At 41.3% G+C, this 20,288-nt stretch carries 20 protein-coding genes; 5 read left to right on the top strand and 15 right to left on the bottom strand.

Annotated elements, in window-relative coordinates:
- Nucleotides 1-187 precede the first annotated feature (187 nt).
- Together CWC16_RS06015 and CWC16_RS06010 are read left to right on the top strand one after the other, a co-directional pair.
- Nucleotides 188-1,066: a flagellar protein MotY gene (locus CWC16_RS06015; protein ID WP_138540868.1), complete on the top strand. Its 879-nt coding sequence runs from the start codon at nucleotides 188-190 to the stop codon at nucleotides 1,064-1,066.
- A 133-nt stretch (nucleotides 1,067-1,199) separates the two neighbouring features.
- Nucleotides 1,200-2,402 (top strand): aromatic amino acid transport family protein, encoded by a 1,203-nt coding sequence (locus tag CWC16_RS06010; RefSeq protein WP_138540867.1) that lies wholly within the window; start codon nucleotides 1,200-1,202, stop codon nucleotides 2,400-2,402.
- Between the two features lie 48 nt (nucleotides 2,403-2,450).
- On the opposite strand, the gene ggt is transcribed toward CWC16_RS06010, so the two are convergent.
- Both ggt and CWC16_RS06000 read right to left on the bottom strand, forming a co-directional pair.
- Entirely contained in the window at nucleotides 2,451-4,124 is a 1,674-nt protein-coding gene (gene ggt / locus CWC16_RS06005) for a gamma-glutamyltransferase (protein WP_138540866.1), read from the bottom strand.
- Nucleotides 4,125-4,219: 95 nt separating this feature from the next.
- Nucleotides 4,220-4,756: a GNAT family N-acetyltransferase gene (locus CWC16_RS06000; RefSeq protein ID WP_138540865.1), complete on the bottom strand. Its 537-nt coding sequence runs from the start codon at nucleotides 4,754-4,756 to the stop codon at nucleotides 4,220-4,222.
- Between the two features lie 57 nt (nucleotides 4,757-4,813).
- On the opposite strand from CWC16_RS06000, the gene CWC16_RS05995 reads away from it, so the two are divergent.
- Nucleotides 4,814-5,182 carry a hypothetical protein gene (locus tag CWC16_RS05995; protein ID WP_138540864.1) on the top strand — a complete coding sequence of 123 codons (369 nt, stop codon included), beginning with the start codon at nucleotides 4,814-4,816 and terminating at the stop codon, nucleotides 5,180-5,182.
- 109 nt (nucleotides 5,183-5,291) lie between these two features.
- Here CWC16_RS05995 and CWC16_RS05990 read toward each other — a convergent pair whose 3' ends face one another.
- A complete protein-coding gene (locus CWC16_RS05990) occupies nucleotides 5,292-5,630 on the bottom strand; it encodes a P-II family nitrogen regulator (RefSeq protein WP_004588371.1) in 339 nt (112 codons plus the stop codon).
- 178 nt (nucleotides 5,631-5,808) lie between these two features.
- On the opposite strand from CWC16_RS05990, the gene CWC16_RS05985 reads away from it, so the two are divergent.
- Together CWC16_RS05985 and CWC16_RS05980 are read left to right on the top strand one after the other, a co-directional pair.
- Nucleotides 5,809-6,360 (top strand): GspH/FimT family pseudopilin, encoded by a 552-nt coding sequence (locus CWC16_RS05985; RefSeq protein ID WP_138540863.1) that lies wholly within the window; start codon nucleotides 5,809-5,811, stop codon nucleotides 6,358-6,360.
- A gap of 79 nt (nucleotides 6,361-6,439) precedes the next feature.
- Complete coding sequence (locus CWC16_RS05980) at nucleotides 6,440-6,970, top strand: GspH/FimT family pseudopilin (RefSeq protein ID WP_138540862.1); 531 nt, start codon at nucleotides 6,440-6,442, stop codon at nucleotides 6,968-6,970.
- A gap of 14 nt (nucleotides 6,971-6,984) precedes the next feature.
- On the opposite strand, the gene CWC16_RS05975 is transcribed toward CWC16_RS05980, so the two are convergent.
- From CWC16_RS05975 to ribF, 12 genes are all read right to left on the bottom strand, one after another.
- Entirely contained in the window at nucleotides 6,985-7,407 is a 423-nt protein-coding gene (locus tag CWC16_RS05975; protein WP_055015822.1) for a type IV pilin protein, read from the bottom strand.
- Between the two features lie 9 nt (nucleotides 7,408-7,416).
- Nucleotides 7,417-10,635, bottom strand: coding sequence for a pilus assembly protein (locus CWC16_RS05970; RefSeq protein ID WP_138540861.1), 3,219 nt, complete (start codon nucleotides 10,633-10,635; stop codon nucleotides 7,417-7,419).
- 2 nt (nucleotides 10,636-10,637) lie between these two features.
- Nucleotides 10,638-11,141, bottom strand: a complete 504-nt coding sequence (locus CWC16_RS05965) for a hypothetical protein (protein ID WP_055019480.1) — start codon at nucleotides 11,139-11,141, stop codon at nucleotides 10,638-10,640.
- Complete coding sequence (locus tag CWC16_RS05960; RefSeq protein ID WP_138540860.1) at nucleotides 11,129-12,124, bottom strand: PilW family protein; 996 nt, start codon at nucleotides 12,122-12,124, stop codon at nucleotides 11,129-11,131. The genes CWC16_RS05965 and CWC16_RS05960 overlap by 13 nt, the downstream gene beginning before the upstream one ends.
- A gap of 1 nt (nucleotide 12,125) precedes the next feature.
- Nucleotides 12,126-12,686 carry a type IV pilus modification protein PilV gene (gene pilV, locus CWC16_RS05955; RefSeq protein WP_055019482.1) on the bottom strand — a complete coding sequence of 187 codons (561 nt, stop codon included), beginning with the start codon at nucleotides 12,684-12,686 and terminating at the stop codon, nucleotides 12,126-12,128.
- 108 nt (nucleotides 12,687-12,794) lie between these two features.
- Entirely contained in the window at nucleotides 12,795-13,499 is a 705-nt protein-coding gene (locus tag CWC16_RS05950; RefSeq protein WP_055019483.1) for a LytR/AlgR family response regulator transcription factor, read from the bottom strand.
- A complete protein-coding gene (locus CWC16_RS05945; RefSeq protein ID WP_138540859.1) occupies nucleotides 13,499-14,530 on the bottom strand; it encodes a sensor histidine kinase in 1,032 nt (343 codons plus the stop codon). Before CWC16_RS05945 ends, CWC16_RS05950 begins: the two co-directional genes overlap by 1 nt.
- A gap of 40 nt (nucleotides 14,531-14,570) precedes the next feature.
- On the bottom strand, nucleotides 14,571-15,500 hold the full coding sequence (ispH, locus tag CWC16_RS05940; RefSeq protein WP_055015829.1) for a 4-hydroxy-3-methylbut-2-enyl diphosphate reductase: 930 nt from the start codon (nucleotides 15,498-15,500) through the stop codon (nucleotides 14,571-14,573).
- Nucleotides 15,500-15,940, bottom strand: coding sequence for an FKBP-type peptidyl-prolyl cis-trans isomerase (fkpB, locus tag CWC16_RS05935; RefSeq protein WP_004588360.1), 441 nt, complete (start codon nucleotides 15,938-15,940; stop codon nucleotides 15,500-15,502). The genes ispH and fkpB overlap by 1 nt, the downstream gene beginning before the upstream one ends.
- On the bottom strand, nucleotides 15,937-16,437 hold the full coding sequence (lspA, locus tag CWC16_RS05930) for a signal peptidase II (RefSeq protein WP_004588359.1): 501 nt from the start codon (nucleotides 16,435-16,437) through the stop codon (nucleotides 15,937-15,939). The genes fkpB and lspA overlap by 4 nt, the downstream gene beginning before the upstream one ends.
- A 12-nt stretch (nucleotides 16,438-16,449) precedes the next feature.
- Nucleotides 16,450-19,278: an isoleucine--tRNA ligase gene (ileS, locus tag CWC16_RS05925; RefSeq protein WP_138540858.1), complete on the bottom strand. Its 2,829-nt coding sequence runs from the start codon at nucleotides 19,276-19,278 to the stop codon at nucleotides 16,450-16,452.
- A gap of 29 nt (nucleotides 19,279-19,307) precedes the next feature.
- Nucleotides 19,308-20,234: a bifunctional riboflavin kinase/FAD synthetase gene (gene ribF, locus CWC16_RS05920; RefSeq protein ID WP_055018089.1), complete on the bottom strand. Its 927-nt coding sequence runs from the start codon at nucleotides 20,232-20,234 to the stop codon at nucleotides 19,308-19,310.
- Nucleotides 20,235-20,288 lie beyond the last annotated feature (54 nt).

Below are 20,288 nucleotides of genomic sequence, written 5' to 3'. Positions count from 1 at the left end.
GTGAGGATAAGCTCACTATTATGTCAAAATTGAGGGCGACTCGGCTAGGGCTTTATAAATTTTTTAATGAATATATTGTAGGCATGCTATTTGCTTTCTAATAACTGCTACCCGTATTGGCTATTAATTGAGCCTAGCTTTTGTAGCACGCCAAAATATTGGCTTAGTAGATTAACTGGAGCGTTTTATGAAGTGTAAGTTGTTTTTTATTAGCGTAAGCCTTGGCACCGCCCTGATGAGCTATTCATCGCAAGCGGCTATGCGTCAATACAGCGCAAATCAAGATAACTCTAACTGGGAAGTTATAAAAACAACACGCTTACAGTGCCAGCTAAACCACGAAGTGCCCTACTATGGCGAGGCTATATTCAAGGCATCGGCAAGTAAAAATAAAAATCTAACTTTTAATTTAGATATGGTTGTGCGTCCGGAAAATTATGATATAGCAGGTTTAAAGGCAGTGCCACCAGCATGGCGAGCAGGCTTGCCCACGCGTGATATAACTACGATGAAGTTACTTAAAAAGTTTGATGGTGAGCTTGGTAATAAAACCGCATGGGAAATGCTGAGCGAACTTGAAAAAGGGTTTCATCCTACCTTTTACTACCAAGACTGGCAAAATAGTGCCGACAAAATTGCCGTTGGTATTTCAAGCGTTAATTTTAAACAAGCCTATTGGGCATTTTTGCAGTGCCGAGATGAGCTTTTACCGTACAGTTTTGAGGATATTTCATTTACCGTAATGAACTACCAATCAAATAGTAGCAAGCTCACTAAAGAGTCGCAAAAGCGCTTAGATAAAATTGCTGAGTATTTAAAAAATGACGCGAGTATTGAATCTATCAGTATTGATTCGTATACCGATAGTTACGGTGGACGCTGGAATAACTTAGACTTATCGCGTAAGCGTGCCAATGCGATAAAAGACTATATGGTCAGCTTAGGTGTTGATGAAAACAAAGTACAAACCACTGGCCTTGGTGAAAAACGCTTTGTTGATACCAATGAAAATATTTTAGGCCGAAATAAAAACCGCCGCTTAATTATTCAAATAGCGAAAATGTAACTACTTTAAGCGCGTAAATACAGCTGTAAATTCATGGTTACATTATTATTTACGCGCATTTATTACAAAACTATTTATGTTTTAAGTAACTAGTTATATCTTGAGTGCCTCTCACACATTTAAGGATAGTTAAGTGCTTAAAAATAAAACAATAGGCAGCATGTTAATTGTTGCAGGCACCACCATAGGCGCTGGTATGCTAGCGTTACCCATTGCCTCTGCTGGGCTTGGCTTTAATACTGCTCTTGCACTGATAATAGCCAGCTGGTTACTGATGACCTACACCGCTTTATTAATGCTAGAGCTCCACCAACACGCTCCCAGAGATGCAACTTTGAACACCTTAGCAAAACGCTGGTTAGGAAAGCGTGGGCAATATATTGCTAATTTTTCGATGGTATTTTTATTTTACGCCCTGTGTGCAGCTTATATTGCCGGTGGTGGCGCACAGTTACAGTCGCGGATTAGTAGTGATTTAAGCATAAACATCGCGCCACAAATTGCCTCTGTGGTTTTGGCCGCTGTAATTGGTAGCGTGGTTACTTTAGGTACCAGTAAAGTAGATAAACTCAACCGCGTGTTATTTACTATTAAAATTTTAGTACTAGGCAGCTTGTTTTATATGCTTACACCCTATGTACAAGGTAAGCACTTACTTGAAATACCCGTTGAGCAAGGGCTGATTTTATCTGCATTACCCGTTATTTTTACCTCGTTTGGTTTTCACGGCTCTATTCCGTCAATTGTTAAGTATGTGGGGCTAGAAACAAAAGTATTGCGTAAAGTAATGATTGCAGGGGCTGCTTTACCTTTAGTGATTTATATTTTTTGGCAACTGCTTAGCCAAGGTATTATGCAGCAAAGTGATTTACTCAATAGTAATGGCTTAACAGGCTTTGTAGAGAGTGTCGCGAATATTGCGCATAATCCGCAAGTAACAAGCGCCGTTACACTGTTTGCCGACTTAGCATTGGCCACCTCTTTTTTAGGTGTTAGCTTAGGCTTATTTGATTTTTTTGCTGATGCATTTAATAAAGGCGATACCAAATCAGAGAGAATAAAAACCGCACTAATTACCTTTATTCCTCCTTTAGGGTTTGCGTTGTTTTATCCTCAGGGATTTATAATGGCGCTGGGTTATGCAGCCATCGCCCTTGTGGTACTAGCTATATTTTTACCCGTGTCGATGGTTTATAAGCAGCGTAAGGTAGGCCCGCAATCAGGGTATAAAGTACGAAGTGGTAATGTTGGTTTAGCAGTTGCTGGGCTGTGCGGTATTGCAATTATTGTCGCCCAATTTATGCAAATGTTGGGATTAGTACCCGCTATTGGTTGATAAATTAAAGGCTAACCCCTTTAGCTTAAAGGAGTTAGCTCCAGGCCTTTAAAAAAAGCGAGACTCACCGCGACCTGTAGCCTGAGACGCAGCTTGTAGCTCACCGTCTTTATTTACAATAACCTGCAAGTCACCAAAACCTCGCTCATCCAGTGTGTAGCCCATTTTTATAAGCTCAGTTTTTGTGTTTTCACTAAGCCCTGCATGCACTCTGATCACGTTTTTAGGCCACAACTGATGATGAAACCGCGTGCTGTTAACAATACCCTCGGCGCTCATGTTAAATTCAACCGCATTTATAATCGATTGATACACCGAGCTAATGATTGTTGTGCCCCCAGGCGAACCCGTAACCATTTTAACGCGATTGTTTTTAAGCAGTATAGTTGGCGACATTGAGCTAAGCATACGCTTTTTTGGCTGAATTTCGTTTGCTTTACCACCGAGCGCACCAAAGGCGTTCATTACCCCTGGTTTAGCGCTAAAGTCATCCATTTCGTCATTTAATATAAAGCCCGCACCTTCAACCACAACGCCACTACCAAAGCTTAAATTAATTGTTGTGGTATTGGCCACCGCATTACCCATTTTATCAATAATAGAAAAATGTGTGGTTTGCTCACTTTCTTTAAGCCCAGGTTTTATATTTTCGGTGGTGGAAATAGCGGTTAAAGAAATCCCCTTACTGCGCCCTTTTAAATAATCAATATTAGTAAGCTCAGTCACTGGTACATCAAAAAAGTCAGGATCGCCCAAGTACTCTGCTCTATCGGCAAACACTCGTTTGCCTATTTCAGCAAGTAAATGTACGTATTGAGTAGAGTTATGTACTAGCCCCATTTCGCTTTTTTTAAGCTCAAACATTTTTAGCCACTGTAAAATAGCTATTCCACCAGAACTTGGTGGTGGAGCAGTTAATACTTCATAGCCATTCCAATTAGCCTTAATAGGCGTGCGCGACACAGCAGAGTAGTGAGCCAAATCTGCTTCATTAATAATACCGCCATGCTGGTGCATAAAGTTGGCAATAATGCGGGCTGTTTCACCTTTATAAAATCCGTCTTGGCCGTTATCTCTTATTCGTTTTAAAGTAGCCGCTAGCTCGGGTTGTTTAAATACCTGATTTGCTTTTATATCTGCAAAATAGTGCTTAAAATTTACATTTATTTTTTGCTTGTCTAAATGAGCAATGTATTGCTTAACGCCTTTGGCCAATTTGGGCGGCACCTTAAAGCCTTGCTCTGCTAAGGTAACCGCCGGCTGTACTAATGTTTGCCATTTTAAGGTGCCGTGTTTTTTGTGCGCCAACCACATACCAGCTACACTCCGCGGTACGCCACTGGCGTGAATACCATAAATGGACTTGTTTTTAATTACATTGCCCTTGGCATCTAAATACATATCTCTGTGCGCTGCTTGGGGGGCGGTTTCGCGATAGTCTATAAAATCACTTTTTCCTTCTTTTTGTATAAGCATAAAACCTCCCCCGCCAATATTACCTGCCTCGGGAAGTGTTACCGCCAATACAAATTGCGCAGCTATAGCCGCATCAACAGCATTTCCACCTTGCTCTAAAATAGCTTGCGCGACATCTGCACTGAAAGCGTCAGGCATTGCTACCGCGCTTTTAGCAACTTGCTCTGCCTGCACGCTAAATATGCAAAATTGTGCAATCAATACACTCTTAACAATGAGCCTGCTTGGTCGAAAAAATAATCCCATAAAACATCCTTACTTTATTATTTTAATCTCGCTTGGCTCATTTATGCATACCATAGAATGCTAGGTCAATGTTTATACACGTTAATTTTTGTATGCTATAGCGGCTTAGCGTATAAAACGGCATTTAAGTCGCCTTGCTCATCGGTATGCACATAATTTTTGACCCACCTAAGCCCAAGCTTTTTCATAATACCAATTGAAGCTTTATTATCGGCCAGTGCCATTGCCGATAGTGTTTTTACCTCTGGCTGCATTTTTAAAGCGTTACATAATGCGCTCGCAGCCTCAGTTGCAAAGCCTTGCCCCCAACTAGATTGTTTAAAGCGCCATCCTATTTCAATATTTGAAAAATCGGGCGTTTGAGTAAAAAAGTGCATAGGCCTAATAAGTACCCACCCTATAAAAGAGCCGTCTTTTTTTAGGGTGATTTTCCACAGCCCCCAACCTTTGTTTGCATTTTTGTAGGCAAGCATTCTGGGGATTCCTATTTCTTTAATTTGCTTTAATGAAGAAGGAGTGCCCCGATTTATATATTTCATTACCGCGGGGTCTTGATCTAGTTCATACAACAAAGGCCAGTCGTGTTCATTCATTAATTCAAAATTTAAGCGTGTTGTTACAGGTGTGTTCATTTTCGTTGTTCTATTATTAGGGTGAATTAATTACTTGTCTCTAAGGAGAGATAACACATGAACAAATTAGCAGGTTTAGCTTTATTAGGCACTTTAATTACACTTACGGGCTGTGAAGATGCCCAACAAACACAAGAAGATGCAAAAGATAAAAGCGCACAAATGCAAGAGCAGCTTGGTGATACATGGAACGATGTAAAAGATAAAGCCAACGAGCTTAAAAACGATGAGTCGTTAAATGAGCTACTTGAGCAAAGTAAAGCGATGGGCTTAGACATGTACGACGATGGCAAAGAAATTGCCGTTGATGCATGGATAAAAAGTAAAGAAGCCGCAGGCGAGCTAACTGAAAAAACAAAGCAAAAAGCGCAAGAAATTGCACAAGAAATTGAAGAAGCTCGTGAAGCGCATTCTCAAGAGCAATAAGCTTTAATAGTTTTACTACTTAAAAAATAGTACCTTATAAAAAAGGCTGCAAATATAACTATTTGCAGCCTTTTTAGCTTTATATACAAAAATGTTTTGCACTATAAAATTAAATTGCTTCTTCGTCTTCTTCTGCTGTACGGATACGCACTACACGCTCAACATCAGTGACAAATATTTTACCATCACCAATTTTGCCGGTTTGCGCTGTTTTTACTATTACTTCTATTGCGCGCTCAACGTCTTCATCGGTTAGTACAATATCAAGTTTAACTTTAGGTAAAAAGTCCACCATGTACTCAGCGCCACGGTAAAGTTCTGTGTGCCCTTTTTGACGGCCAAAGCCTTTTACTTCACTTACAGTCATACCTGTAATACCTACATCTGATAAGGCTTCGCGTACATCGTCTAACTTAAAGGGTTTGATGATTGCTTCTATTTTTTTCATGCTCACTACTTATTAAAGCTTTAGTTGCCTCGATTTTAGACAATCATGGGGTTCATAGCAAACAAAGCAATTGAATTCGATGATAAAACAACCAAGCATGGTATAATTGCTTATAAGTCCAATGTGTAAATATTCTCAACTCGCTATAACAATAACAAATGTAGTAGGTGTAAAAAATATGAAAAAATTCCAAACCGGTTTAACTTTATTAGAGCTTATGGTGGCAGTGGCCATAGTGGGTATTATTGCCTCTATAGCGCTTTGGGACAGCAGCGATATGCTTGAAGAAAACCGCGCTGAAAACTTCTTACTTGAACTAAAACGTAATATTAGTTTTGCCCGTTCGCAAGCCGCCAGTACCGATGAAATTGTTGTTGTATGCCCTACCGGTCAAGGTAAAATTAAAAACAGCAAAGACACTTTCAATTGCAACAAAAAGTGGGACGAGAATAAGATTATTGTTGTGTTTATCGATTTAGATAACGACGGGCACTATAATGGTGCTACCGATACATTGCTTAGAGTAATGGAAAAAATTTCAGATAACGACAAATTAACCTTTACAGGCAATGAGCGTCGCTTACGATTTAATACCAGTGGACGAATTACCACTAACCCAGGTGACTTTGTTTTTTGTCCCAATGGTGGTACTGAAAATAATAAAGCCCTTACTTTATCGCAATCTGGTACCGCTTTTTATGCCGGTGACAGCGCACTTAGTTGCGGTTAAAAAATATACAATTTAAGTTGTCATATTTTTATCATTTACTACACTGAGCTAATACATTTTTTGACTCAGGGCTTCAGGGATGAGGTTATCTACCCAAACTCAGGCTGGCTATACGCTTTTAGAATTGATGGCATCTATTGCTATAGTGAGTATTGTTAGCCAAATTTCTCTATCGGTTTTTCCTGACTTTTTAGCGAAAAACCGCGCCGATAACCATGTTAGTTTGCTGCACCGAAACATTAATTATGGCCGCCTTTACGCCATTGAAAATGGCACTTATGTTACTTTGTGTGCTTTAAAAAATAATCAATGCACTAAAGATGAGTGGGATGGACAAATGTCGTTATTTATTGATAACGACAAGTCTACATCATTAGACGCCGACGACTTATTAATAAGCACTTTTGAAAAAATCCATAATGCCGATTCTATGCAGTACCCCCGAAGTGCAATTACCTTTCGGCCCGATGGCTCTTTAAATGGTTTTCAAAATGGAACATTTATATACTGCCCAAATAAAGAAAAAGCCAACCTTGAGGGGCTGGCTTTATCTGTTAGTCAAACAGGGCGTATACGAATTAAATCAACCGACAAATGTCAGCGCGACTAGTTAACCAGATTAAGTTAACGTCCCCAACAGTACTCAACGTCTGAGTTACCTTTAGTGCCTTTTGCGCCTTTATAGCCTGTATCAGTGATTGTAATTTGTGTGCAATCACCGTCGCCTTTTACTGCACCTGCAATAGGTTTAGCTGTAATTACAAAGGTATTGTCGTCCTCTTCCACATCAATCGACAGCTCAAAATGGCCGTTTTCTGTGGTGTCTTGTATACCTAGGTCTGAAAATGACTCTGTGTACTCACGATTGTCTACAAAGTATTGCTCTTGTTTGTTTGCGGCATCTAAAAGCGCTGCTGCAGCCTCTGCGCGAGAAGAGCGTTTTACATACTCAGTATAATTAGGCAGTGCTATTGAGGCTAAAATACCTACAATAGCCACGGCTATCATTAACTCTATCAACGTGAATCCGCGTACGTGTTTATTCATTAATATTCCTTAATCATCAATTTCATCATTCTCTTCACGTTTATAAATATAGGTTTGTTGGGTTTTAAAACCAAACCCTACATTATCGTCGTCATTAACTAATTGTACTGTACCATCTACAACCGTTAAGCCTGGGCCCATTATTTCTACTGGCTTCATTGGGTTTTGCGCATTTTCGCCTTTTATCCCCGGCCCAATTAGGTAAAACTGGCTTTCTTCGGTCACTTCAATGGTTGGGTTATCATCACACATGCCATCACCGTTGCCATCTGCACACGATGGGGCTTCACCGAAGTACAATTGTGGTGTGTCAGGTACATCATAACTAGTGGTAAATTTTAGGTCGTCATAGACTTTGGTGCCATAATGTAAATGGAAAGCATATAACGAGCCGCCTCCACCACTTAACGAACATTGGTTCTCTGTGGAAGTTTCAGATGAAGGTGTAAAGCTTGTATAATAAGCGACACCGCCAACCACGGTTGCAGCGGCTAAAGATTTTTCGCCGGTGCCTAACTCATAACGCCACCCTTTGAATTTAGCTAAATCAACTTCTAAATCAACAAACTCATCTACATCGTCTAATGCATTACCAAACGGGTCGCTGTTCATTAGCATTAGATCTGCTGGTTTAATCGCTGCTGGTGCAGTCGTGAATGACTGAGTTACTGTGTTTTCGTCTCTTATCATAAACAGTTGATCGTCTTCATTGGTCCCGGTGGGTTTTGAGCGGTTACCGCTACCAATCACTATCGCGTCATAAGGTGTATCTAAACGTGTAATAACTGTTTCGCCATTAACGGTTGTTTCACTTACCTTGCTATATAGTGTGCGCGCCACCATTGGTTGATAAAAAAAGCGACGGTCTTGGCTTGCTAAACTGCTACCTAGTTCTGCAAGTTTAAAATGCGTAAAATTACTGGTGCTAGTGCCTGGCATGTCAATACGCCAAATATCGCCCCCGGTATCGGCAGCATAAATTCTGTCAATGTAACCATCGTAATCTGAATCAAGCGTAGATAGATTTGCTGCAATCGAGTGCTTACCTTTAAATCCGTTTTCGCTTGGTGTTAAAGCCCACACTTTTTTGCCTGTTTCAGCTTCTACAATATAAATACCGCGGCCTACAGAATCTTCACTTCTTACCACGGCGTCTTTATTCGTGTCATACCCTGCACCAAAAATGAGTAATGGTTTATCACCAAATGCTTTTATGTAGGCTATTTGGGGCTTTGACCACGTTTGAGCAAGCTCTTTAAAATCGCCTTTACCACCCTCTATAGGGTTATCCCATAGTTTTTTAGGCTGATCGGGGTTAGTGATATCAAAGGCATAATAGTTTTTCCCGCCACGGCGCATGCCTGCAAACGCCCACACGTCATCACCATCGCTCGCATCAACAATACCATCATTGATGCCATCATCATTTAAGCTTTTATCACTAAAGTAAACACTGATTGGGCCGTCCATACCATAGAGTTTACCGGTGTTTTCATTGCGTAAAGGCTGAATAATATCGTAAAGATCGGAGGGAATGAATGCCCAACTTTCGGTTACTTGATTATTAGTATCATCGTCTTTAAACATATGTAAAAAGCCGGCATTAGTACCAATCAATATGCGTATGTCGTTATTACCATAGTCGATTGCTACGGGCTTAGAGTGTAAAGGGTCACCAAAAATATCACTGCGTTGATCGGTGTTAGAGCCATCGTTATCTTCATCATCAACATCTATTCCCATTGCCCATTTTATATCAGAACTGGCTAGGCTAATCGGGTTGTTAGTTACTAAGTCTAAAATGTCGCTCACAATACTGGTTGTAAACTCAACTATATCGCCTTGTTTATCGGTATAGAGGTTACGTCTGCCCTCAGCGGGTGAGCCTGTTAATGAAGACAAGTGATAATTTACCCCCCCTTGTGCTACTAAGTTACCATCAGCTGACTGGCCATCTGGCAACCAAAATGTTTTAGCATCAGTATCGATTAAACCATCAGAGTCAAGCGCGGTGTTGCCAACTGAGTCGACTATTTCACTGCCTGATACTTTTAATTTTTTTAAGTTACCGCCCCAGCGTGTGTTTGTTTCTGGATAAAACATGGCAAAGTAAATGGCATCACGGCTACGTGTTTGGTCTACGTTGTTACTTGCTACCGAAGGCGATGAAAAGCTATCGTTAACTTCACGAATGCGAGAAATTGCACTATTTAATGAGTTAGAGAGCTCGTCAGGTGTACTCGCTGGTAAGTTTTCACCGCCACCTAATAAGGCCGCACGCCTTAATAACTCTTGACCTTCGTCACTCATGCCTGACCCAAAACCTATGGTGTATAAGCGGCCTGTTTCGTGAATATCAGCAGTAGCAGGGTATAAATCAACAGTAACATCACTTGTACCATGAATAATTTTGGCCATTTGGTGTAAATAATTACTGTAATAACTATCGGTGTCCCAGTTTAATGGCTCTCCAAAGTACTTTTCGTGTTCATCACTAATATCACTATCGCTGCCGTTATCATTAGATGGATCACCATCGGTCATGTAAATGATGTTGATTGAATTATCACAACGAGCCGCTTCAGCTTCACTGTCTGCAAATGGCGATATATAAGTATACTCGTAATTATCTCTCACTATATTTTCACATTCATACACCCAACCTCGACGGCGATTCCAAACCCATTCACACTCAACATCTGTCCATTGGCTACCCGTGCGTAACTCTACATTTGTATCACGCTCTGCAGTGGTAACCCCCTCTCCGTATTGAACCTCCTGTCCAGTGATATACAAATATGCTTCCCAAAGCGTCTCTGTCAGTGGTGTCCCCCCATCTGCTGGTAACCCTGCGATAGAAGTACGTACTACCGATGAATCACTACCAACTCCATTTACAACATATCCTCCGGCTGAATTTCTTTCAAAGCGCATTAGGCCAAAATCGATAGTGTCTTCGTTATCTGATACTACTTTTGTCATGGCATATTGTGCTGCCGCAAGTCGACTATCCGCACATAAGTAGTAACCTGTTTGATTGCTATAACCACAGCTATTACCATTAGTAGATGAAAAAGCCATACTGCCTGATGTATCAAAAATTAACAGTACTCGCGGTTTTTCTTCCACATCCACATCGTGGTTTACATACAACTCTATATCTTCGGCAGCAACATAGCTGCTTAAAGTGATGCCAATTAAAGAGGCGAGAACTTTATTCGGTTTCATCTTTAAATCCCCTTACTTATACTGGCCATTTCTTGAGCAACGCCGGTTACAATTGTAAGTTCGTGTTTCGCTTTAGAGCCATATTTTATAGTGGTAGAAACTTGCAGCATGTTGCACGATATACCCGCAGTAAAATTAAATCGGCGTGGGCATTCTAAATCAAGCGCTCCCTGATTTAGGTTTACCATTTTGCTTTGCATGTCGTCATGCGCGGCGATGACCATTCCCTCATCGTCTGCGCCTGCATGAGTTGAGACTTCATCTGGCGTTAAAAAAAACTGATTAGCAGCGCCTTTACTTGCTTCATCAGAAATCATGCGCTGTACCTCACCAATAAGCTCATTTTCAGCCACTTCACGCTCTTGGGCTGCATTGGTAATTTTTATGTCAACGCTACTACTGCTCATTAATGTAACGGCAATACCCGTTACTGCAATAACCATAATGAGGGCTGTAATAAGCACTACACCTTGTTGTTTATTTGCGTGTTTACTTAGATACGCCATAAATTTGCTCCCACGTTATTTAAACGAATGGTGGTGGTAAATACTGTTCTTCTGTAAGAGTCATTAAAAGTAAGCTCTCGAGCGTCTTCATCTTCACCTAAAGTATATGTTTGATTTTTTATTTTAAGTCCCGGATCTGGCTGCAATGCTCTTACTAATAAAAAAACTTGTACTGTTAGAATGCTTTTGCGGTTTTCCCAATCAGTGTGTTGCATGTCCTTAATGCTTCGGTAAGAGTCTACACGGCTATCACTATCTGTATCTAAACCAAACACAAAGCGCATATTTTCAACGCCCTCCATAATGGTTTCGGCCTTCATATTGGCGCCATTTAAGCGTTTTCGCATTAATGCTGGGACTGTAAGGCTTTTATTATTTACCGTATAAGTTTGCTCTGCGAGGTAATAAACATGATGGCTATAGGGCCACACCGTGGCATTTACGTTCAAACTACCAGCAGCTACAACGCCTCGGGTAAATTCTGCGCTTTCTTGCTCAGCTATAAAATAGTTCTCACCCGCTTGTGTTTCATTCGTTGCACCATCAACAGTGAGCTGCTCACCTTGTAAAAACTTAATTTGTAAAATATCAGTCCCTGCAATTGGCTTAGTTATACAGTTAAGCTCGCTTGTTGAACTGGCTTCTTTTGCATAAATAGTTCTGAAATTACTAGAAGATGTTAAATCTGGAAAGCTGCCGTTATTAAGCCCCTCAAAGCAATCTCCACCAGGGGTAGCAAGCGTTTGTGTGTTTGCTGCCGTGAACGAATCATCATAATAAGTTCCCCAAAAGCCTACCTGCTCAATATCGCGCTGCATAATATTAATTGCTAAGCGACCAGACTCTTGCAATTCACCTATTGTCATTGTGTCTTTTGTGGTTACCTTCATACCAATATAGGTAAACATCACCCCACCTAAAATAAGCCCACCAATAAATAATGAAATCATCATTTCTATTAGTGTAAAACCTTTTTCTCTCATGTTAGCTCCTTAGGTATATATAGCTATTTAATGCAACCAAGCGGCGTTTTTTGTCATCAGTACCACATTTAAGCGCTTTGGTTTCATCATTAGCATTAAACTCTTGACGACCTTGCCAAGACACTATGACCTCAATATTAAAGCCACGCCCCCCCGTGCCTGCTGCAGCCGTAGGGTTTATACACACTGTGGCATCATCAAGTGTGCCGGTATTTTCGCGTGCACGAATGGCGCGTTTCCATTGTTGTAAATCGAGGGCTGCAACTTGCGCTGCAGTGCACGACCCACTAAAACACGCAGTAGAGGTAGATGTTGAGGTTTTGCTCGTGAATGTTTGCGTATATAAGGCAACGAGCTGTGCGGTATCATTTGCTCTAATGCGTTGAATAATGTCATTTCCTAACGCGACTGCTGCTGCGCGCTGCATAGAGTCAAAGCTTGCCTGCTTAGCTTTTGCCTGCAGTGCAACAGCGCCTAATAAGCCAAAGCTTAAAATAATAAACGCAATCAGCACTTCAATTAGGGTAAAGCCTTTTTGAGGTTTTTTGTGAGGTGAATGCATAGTAAAAACCAAATCAATTTTATCTGATCATAAGTTTATGCATTGAAAATGTAGATGCAATATATACTAGGATAAACGGTTAAATTTGTTGATAAACGGTAAACAAAACTACTGTAATATACTTTTTACTGTTTTTAGCTCTCGCCTACTCACGTTTAATTGCTCCTTACACCCAGCGAGTTCTACACTATGTACACCTGAATTTAGGGTGTGTAAGGCAACAAGCCTTTGCTTATTTATCAGTGTATTTCTGTGAATACGCAATAATTGCGTTGGGAAGCGCTGCTCAAGTTGCTTTAAGCTTTGCTCAATTAGCGCCTCGCCCCCTTCAAATACCATATTGGTGTATTTTTCTTGAGCATTAAAATAATATACGAGATCAAGTTCAATACTTTTAATCGTACCGCCAAGCTGATAACTAATTTTTGTAGACTGCTGCGTTTGCATATGTGCTTTATTTAAACGCCCTACCTGTGCTAATACTTTATCTAATGCTTGCTCAGTGACTGGTTTTACTAAGTAGCCTGCTGCACTGAGCTGTAATGCATCAAGTGCATGCTCTGGATAGGCTGTCACAAATACTATCGCTGGTGGCACACTTAAAGTATTGAGCTGCTGTGCCACTTCTAAACCATTGATCCCGGGCATATCTATATCTAAAAACACCAAATCGGGTTGAACCTGCTTGATAAGGGCAAGCCCCTGTGCGCCATTATCCCCTTCACCCTGTACTAAAATATGCTCATTGTGCTGCAGTAAACGTTTTATTCTAGCGCGAGCAAGTGGCTCATCATCAATAATTACAACATTCATTAGGTATTCTCAAACTGTTTAGGGATCACCACTTTTACTCTAAACACATTTTCTTTGTGCGTGACTGAAAGCTGTGCTTTTTCTTTGTAATATATAAACAATCGCTGGCGAATATTTTCAAGCGCCATACCGTTATTTGGTCTTGTTAACGCCTCAGTATGAGTAATCGGATTGGAAACAATCAATGTTAAGTATCCCGTTGTTACATGCAGTTCTACATTAATAACAGCCCCTGTTTCACTGGGCTCTACCCCGTGGCACACCGCATTTTCTATTAACGGCTGAAGGGTTAAGCACGGAATACTAATATCGGGCAAGTCAGCAGGCAGTTGCCAGTTAACCTCTAAGCGGCTGCCAAAGCGCCATGTTTCCAGCGCAACATATTGTTTTGATAAGGTCAGCTCATCCTCGAGAGAAACGCGTTGCCCTGAACGCATAGCTGCTTGCGATAACGCTGCAAGCGCAAGAATTGCTTGCTCTGCAGCATCGGCATCGTGGTGTGTTAGCTCAGCGGCGGTATTCAAGCTATTGTACAAAAAATGTGGGCGTATTCGGGCTTGTAAAGCGTCAAGCTCTGCGCGCGAAAGCGCTTTTGTTTGCTGCTCTTTTTCAAAATAAATCAGTAAAAACTGTACAAATAAAGCCGTAATCAAAAAAACAATTAAGCAGTTTCGTAGTACAAAATAAATACTCGTTTCATTATTTGCAATATCTAAAAAGTAGCGGGCACACAGCGCACTGAATAAAGCGGTACTGACTAAAAAGGAAATAAAAAAAGCAAAAAGTTGAGTGGTTTGCGGCTTTTTTTGTAAAACACGCTGAAAAGAGTATAAAGCAGAAATGCTGACCAGCACGGTCATATGAGAAAATAAACTAATTACGCCAAGGCTTTGCCAGCTATCCCCCTCAACAAAAGGAGAAAATGCTAAGATGGTAGCAACAACTTGGGTAACAATAAGCGTGGCAAGTACCCCTCGCTCATTAAAAAGAGCCGAAAAAAGCAATGTTTCACCTTGCGGCAACTTGCTCATAACGGCTCTCCTTGTAATCTAAATAATTAATTTATATAGATTAACGCAGCTCAACAGGAACGGCAAATACGATATTCTCTTCTTCACCTGGGTTTTCAACTACCTGCGTACCGCCAAGCTCTTTTAAGCGCGCAATAACTTGTTGAACAAGCACTTCTGGCGCAGAAGCCCCCGCAGTTACTCCCACAGCGCTCGTGTTAGCAAACCACTGTGCTTCAACATTTGTTGCATCATCGATTAAATAAGCGGTTGTGCCCATTTTATCTGCAAGTTCACGTAAACGATTAGAGTTAGAGCTGTTTTTTGCTCCCACAACTAAAAGCACATCAACTTTATCTGCTAAATCACGCACCGCATCTTGTCGGTTTTGTGTGGCATAGCAAATGTCATCTTTACGCGGGCCATCAATTGCTGGGAATTTTTCGCGCAGCGCATCAATTACATCTGCAGTGTCATCTACTGAGAGCGTTGTTTGGCTGCAATAAAATAGGTTATCAGCATTTTTAACGTTAAGTTTGGCAACATCTTCTGCGGTCTCTACAAGGTAAATACCACCGTCGTTGTTGTCATACTGTCCCATAGTCCCCTCAACCTCTGGGTGACCATGGTGACCAATTAAAATACATTCAATACCTTTGCGGCTCGCACGTGTTACTTCCATATGCACTTTAGTAACTAATGGGCATGTTGCATCAAATACTTTTAAATCGCGGCGTTTAGCTTCTGAGCGTACCGCTTGCGATACACCGTGGGCGCTAAAAATAACAATGCTGTCATCAGGTACTTGGTCTAGCTCTTCAACAAATACGGCACCACGGTTTTTTAAACCATCTACTACGTAGCGGTTATGCACTACCTCGTGGCGTACGTAAATTGGCTTTTCAAAAATATCTAAAGCGCGCTCTACTATGCTAATTGCACGATCTACCCCTGCACAAAAGCCTCGCGGATTCGCTAATAAAATATCCATTAGCCTTGCACCTCAATAATATCTACTTCAAACGTTAAGCGTTGGCCCGCTAACGGGTGATTAAAATCGATAGTAACCGACTCACCTTGTACTTCGCGTACCAGTCCTGGCAGCTCAGTACCATCTGGCTGAGTAAAGGCAATAATTGCGCCGACTTTAGCTGGCGTTTCTGCACCAAATTTGCTGCGTTCTACATAGTAAATATTATCTGGATTAGGTTGGCCAAATGCATCTTCTGGTTCTAGCTCAAACGTTTTGCTTTCGCCTGCGCTTAAACCGAGCAAACACTTTTCAAAATTAGCCGTTAAGCTGCCATCACCCATCGTTAACTTGGCTGGTTTATTATGCACCTTTGTTGAGTCTGCGGCAGAGCCATCTTCTAGTTTAATAGAAAAGTGAAAAATAACCTCTGAGTTTTCACCAATTACAGCTTGGCTCATGCTTTATGCTCCTTCGGACTTTCGCCTGTAAAGGCATCAAATAATAATAATGCGGCACCAATACAAATTGCACAGTCGGCAATATTAAATACTGGAAAATGCGAGTTTTTATAAAACACATGTATAAAGTCAATTACATAACCATAAGCAACGCGGTCATACAAATTACCAATAGCGCCAGCAAGTACTAACGCATAAGCACTACATAATATTTTATTTGTCGCTGGTAAGCGCTTTAACCACCATACTAATAGCGCGCTAATAGCAATGGCAATAAAACTTAAAAACCAACGTTGCCAGCCACCAGCTTCACTTAAAAAACTGTAGGCCGCTCCATAGTTATGTACGTAGGTAATACTAAAAACAGGCAGTAAATTAATCGACTCTTGATAAGCCATGGTATTTACAACAAGTGTTTTAGTGGCAAAGTCTATTACAAGCAGTAATAGACTTAACCAAAGCCACACTAAACCACTTTTTTGGGCTAGTTTGCTCACTGAGTAAAACTCCTAAGCGAATTGACGCTTTTCACCTTCGCCGTCAACATTGCTTACACAACGACCACAAATTTCAGGATGTGCAGGCTCAGAGCCTACATCGTCGCTGTAATGCCAACAACGCTCACATTTAGTTGCATCTGTGGCTGCTACGCTAATGTATAAACCTTCAATTTCGGTTGTTTGTGTATCACTTGGCTGGCTATCTACTGCAGATACAGTAACCGCAGAGGTTAGTAATACAAAACGTAGCTCATCACCTAATGCAGCTAACTTATCAGCCAATGATTTTTCGGCATATAAGTTAACACTTGCTTGCAGCGTTGCGCCAATCACTTCTTCTTTACGGGCTGCTTCTAGTACGCGGTTTACTTCGTCACGTACATTTAGAATCGCTTGCCAGTCATCGTTGCTAAATTGGCTGTTTGTCGGTGCATGTAAACCGTCGTACCATACCGATGTAAATACGTAATCGCTACGCTCGCCCGGTAATGCTTCCCAAATTTCTTGCGCTGTAAAGCTCATAATTGGTGCCATCCAGCGCGTCATTGCTTCTGCAATGTGGTAAAGCGCAGTTTGACAAGAACGACGTGCGTGACTGTCGCTTTTTGCTGTGTACTGGCGGTCTTTAATTACATCTAAGTAGAATGAACCCAACTCACCTGTACAGAAGTTCATTAGCTTTTGCGTTACTAATAGCATTTGGTAGCTATCGTAGGCTGCTAAAATTTCTTCTTGTAATTGGGCTGCACGGCCAACAATCCACTTATCAAGCTCAACCATGTCATCAACAGCAACTTGGTCTGTTTTAGGATCAAAACCACTTAAGTTAGCTAATAAGTAACGGCTTGTGTTACGAATACGACGGTAGCGATCGGCAGAGCGTTTAAATATTTCATCCGATACGGTCATTTCTGCCGTGTAATCGGTTGAAGCAACCCATAAACGTAAAATGTCAGCGCCAAGTTTGTTCATCACATTTTGTGGTGAAATAACGTTACCTAATGATTTTGACATTTTGCGGCCGTTTTCATCTACGGTAAAGCCATGCGTTAGTACTTGCTTGTAAGGAGCGTGACCGTTAATAGCAACTGAGGTCATCATTGATGACATAAACCAACCACGGTGCTGATCAGAGCCTTCTAGGTATAAATCAGCTGGGCCAACTAACTCTTCACGTGCATCAACAACACAGGCATGTGTTACGCCCGAATCAAACCATACATCTAACGTATCTTGTACTTTCATGTATTGCTTGGCATCGTCTTCGCCTAACAAGGTGGCAGGCTCTAGGTCATACCACGCTTGAATGCCTGACTTTTCTACTAGTTCTGCAGCTTGTTCTATCAGTTCTTGCGTATTTGGGTGTAAAGCACCGGTGTCTTTATCAACAAATAAAGCAATTGGCACACCCCAAGTACGTTGACGAGAAATACACCAATCTGGGCGACCTTCAACCATGTTTGCAATGCGGCTTTCGCCCCACTCTGGCAACCATTGAGTGTTTTTAATTTCGCTTAACGAGTCTTGGCGTAAGTTAGCCTGATCCATGCTTACAAACCACTGCGGTGTAGCACGGAAAATAATAGGTGTTTTGTGGCGCCAGCAATGCGGGTAGCTATGCGTAAGCGCATGATGGTGCATTAAGGCACCACGCTCTGTTAATACATCAATTACACTGGCGTTTGCTTTAAATACGTGCTGACCTGCAAATAATTCTGTATCAGGTAGGTAAACACCATTAGCGCCTACAGGATTTGCTACTTCAAGATTGTAATTTAAGCCTGCCGCGAAATCTTCTTGGCCATGACCTGGCGCAGTATGAACCACACCCGTACCTGATTCAGTAGTAACGTGATCTGCTACAATGACCGGTACATCAAAATCGTAAAATGGGTGAGCAACCTGTAAATTCTCTAGTGCTGCACCTTTAACATAACCTAGTACGTGGAAATGATTAAACCCGTAACGGTCCATTGCATCTTTAACAAGCTCTGAGCCTAAAATTAAGCGTTGCTGTGAGCCTTCATCATCGACTTGTACTAAGGCGTACTCTAAATCTGCATGCACAGCTACGGCACGGTTAGCGGGTAAGGTCCACGGTGTTGTAGTCCAAATAACAGTACCAACACTGCCTTGACCTTTATGGCCATCGGCTAAATCAAAGGCATTAACAACCGCATCTTGATCGGCAAATGTAAAGCGCACATCGATTGCTGGTGATTGCTTATCTTGGTACTCAACTTCTGCCTCTGCAAGTGCAGAGCCACAGTCTGTACACCAATGCACAGGCTTTGCACCTTTATGAAGGTGGCCATTTTTAATAATACGGCCAAGCACGCGAATGGCGTTTGCTTCAAAGTCATAGTTCATTGTTAGGTAAGGTTTGTCCCAATCGCCAAACACACCTAAGCGTTTAAAGTCTACTTTTTGACCTTCAACTTGCTTTTTAGCGTAAGCACGGCATTTTTCACGAAACTCGCTCGCGGTTACTTTAACACCAGGCTTGCCTACTTTTTTCTCAACCATTAACTCAATCGGCAAGCCATGACAATCCCAACCAGGCACGTAAGGGGCATCAAAGTCAGATAAAGTTTTAGACTTTACAATAATGTCTTTTAAAATTTTATTTACTGAGTGGCCTAAATGGATATCGCCGTTTGCATACGGAGGACCGTCATGCAAAATAAAGGTTTTTTTACCTTTTTTAGCGCTGCGAATTTGACCGTACAGGTCGTCTTCATACCATGCTTTAAGCATTTTTGGTTCACGTTGTGCCAAATTGCCACGCATTGGAAACTGTGTTTCCGGTAAATTCAAAGTATGTTTGTAGTCGCTCATTAATCCTACTTTCCGTATCTATCGGCTACCTAATTTAAACCAAAACACTGTTTTGCGGCGGCAACATCGGTTGCTATTTGTGCCGTTAACTGTGTTAATGTCTCGAATTTTTTCTCATCGCGAAGTTTTTCAATTAACTCCACGTGCATAAACTGTCCATATATATCGTGTGCAAAGTCAAAAAGGTGAACTTCTAACAAAGCACGCGTTCCATTAAAAGTGGGCTTATTACCAATATTGGCTACCCCATAAACCTGCTTACCGGCAATATTAGCTTTTACAGCAAACACCCCATTTACAGGGCAAACTTGGCGTTTAAGCGCTATATTTGCAGTTCGAAAACCAAGCTCTCGCCCTCTTTTCCAACCATGTATTACACGCCCTGAAATAGCATAGTTATGCCCTAGCATTAACTTAGCATTTTCTAAGTCGCCTGCGGCTAATGCTTCACGTATTAGTGTGCTGCTTACTCTAGCATTTAATTGGCGAAAACTCGCGGTGCTTTTTACATCCATGCCCGCTTGTTTGCCCATACTGCGCAGTAAATTAAAATCCCCTTGGCGCTGTTTACCAAATTTAAAATCATCGCCTACTGTTAATGCTTTTACACCTAGCTTTTTAATTAAAATATCGCTAACAAATTGCTCAGCGTGCATATTGGCAAATTGTTGATTAAAGCTAATACAAATAACGCGCTCAATACCTAAGTTACTAAGCAGCTTAAGTTTATCGCGTAACCGAGTAAGTCGAGCAGGTGCATTATTTTTGGCGAAAAACTCTTGCGGCTGTGGCTCAAATAACATCACCGTACTGGGTAAGTTATGTGCTTTGGCATCCGCTAACAGCCCTTTTAACACTTCACCATGGCCTAAATGCACACCGTCAAAATTACCAATAGTCAATACGCAACCATAATGTTGCGCTCGAATATTGTGTATACCTCTAATTAACTCCATGCCACCTAATGCCTTTTTCAGCGAGTATTATTAACGAGTTTAAAATTGTTCAAA

It is taken from the genome of Pseudoalteromonas sp. S3776, assembly GCF_005886915.1.
GTDB lineage: Bacteria > Pseudomonadota > Gammaproteobacteria > Enterobacterales > Alteromonadaceae > Pseudoalteromonas.
Note: the sequence above shows the minus strand (reverse complement) of the source record. Positions and strands in the feature narration are given on the sequence as shown.

What these genes read in the sequence shown, in the direction of transcription:
- CWC16_RS05995 (WP_138540864.1), top strand. Translation starts at nt 4,814, where the DNA reads ATGAACAAATTAGCAGGTTTAGCTTTATTAGGCACTTTAATTACACTT.
- CWC16_RS06015 (WP_138540868.1), top strand. Translation starts at nt 188, where the DNA reads ATGAAGTGTAAGTTGTTTTTTATTAGCGTAAGCCTTGGCACCGCCCTG.
- CWC16_RS05950 (WP_055019483.1), bottom strand. Translation starts at nt 13,499, where the DNA reads ATGAATGTTGTAATTATTGATGATGAGCCACTTGCTCGCGCTAGAATA.
- CWC16_RS06000 (WP_138540865.1), bottom strand. Translation starts at nt 4,756, where the DNA reads ATGAACACACCTGTAACAACACGCTTAAATTTTGAATTAATGAATGAA.
- pilV (WP_055019482.1), bottom strand. Translation starts at nt 12,686, where the DNA reads ATGCATTCACCTCACAAAAAACCTCAAAAAGGCTTTACCCTAATTGAA.
- ispH (WP_055015829.1), bottom strand. Translation starts at nt 15,500, where the DNA reads ATGGATATTTTATTAGCGAATCCGCGAGGCTTTTGTGCAGGGGTAGAT.
- CWC16_RS05975 (WP_055015822.1), bottom strand. Translation starts at nt 7,407, where the DNA reads ATGAATAAACACGTACGCGGATTCACGTTGATAGAGTTAATGATAGCC.
- CWC16_RS05985 (WP_138540863.1), top strand. Translation starts at nt 5,809, where the DNA reads ATGAAAAAATTCCAAACCGGTTTAACTTTATTAGAGCTTATGGTGGCA.
- ileS (WP_138540858.1), bottom strand. Translation starts at nt 19,278, where the DNA reads ATGAGCGACTACAAACATACTTTGAATTTACCGGAAACACAGTTTCCA.
- CWC16_RS05990 (WP_004588371.1), bottom strand. Translation starts at nt 5,630, where the DNA reads ATGAAAAAAATAGAAGCAATCATCAAACCCTTTAAGTTAGACGATGTA.
- CWC16_RS05980 (WP_138540862.1), top strand. Translation starts at nt 6,440, where the DNA reads ATGAGGTTATCTACCCAAACTCAGGCTGGCTATACGCTTTTAGAATTG.
- ribF (WP_055018089.1), bottom strand. Translation starts at nt 20,234, where the DNA reads ATGGAGTTAATTAGAGGTATACACAATATTCGAGCGCAACATTATGGT.
- CWC16_RS05960 (WP_138540860.1), bottom strand. Translation starts at nt 12,124, where the DNA reads ATGAGAGAAAAAGGTTTTACACTAATAGAAATGATGATTTCATTATTT.
- fkpB (WP_004588360.1), bottom strand. Translation starts at nt 15,940, where the DNA reads ATGAGCCAAGCTGTAATTGGTGAAAACTCAGAGGTTATTTTTCACTTT.
- CWC16_RS05970 (WP_138540861.1), bottom strand. Translation starts at nt 10,635, where the DNA reads ATGAAACCGAATAAAGTTCTCGCCTCTTTAATTGGCATCACTTTAAGC.
- CWC16_RS05945 (WP_138540859.1), bottom strand. Translation starts at nt 14,530, where the DNA reads ATGAGCAAGTTGCCGCAAGGTGAAACATTGCTTTTTTCGGCTCTTTTT.
- ggt (WP_138540866.1), bottom strand. Translation starts at nt 4,124, where the DNA reads ATGGGATTATTTTTTCGACCAAGCAGGCTCATTGTTAAGAGTGTATTG.
- CWC16_RS05965 (WP_055019480.1), bottom strand. Translation starts at nt 11,141, where the DNA reads ATGGCGTATCTAAGTAAACACGCAAATAAACAACAAGGTGTAGTGCTT.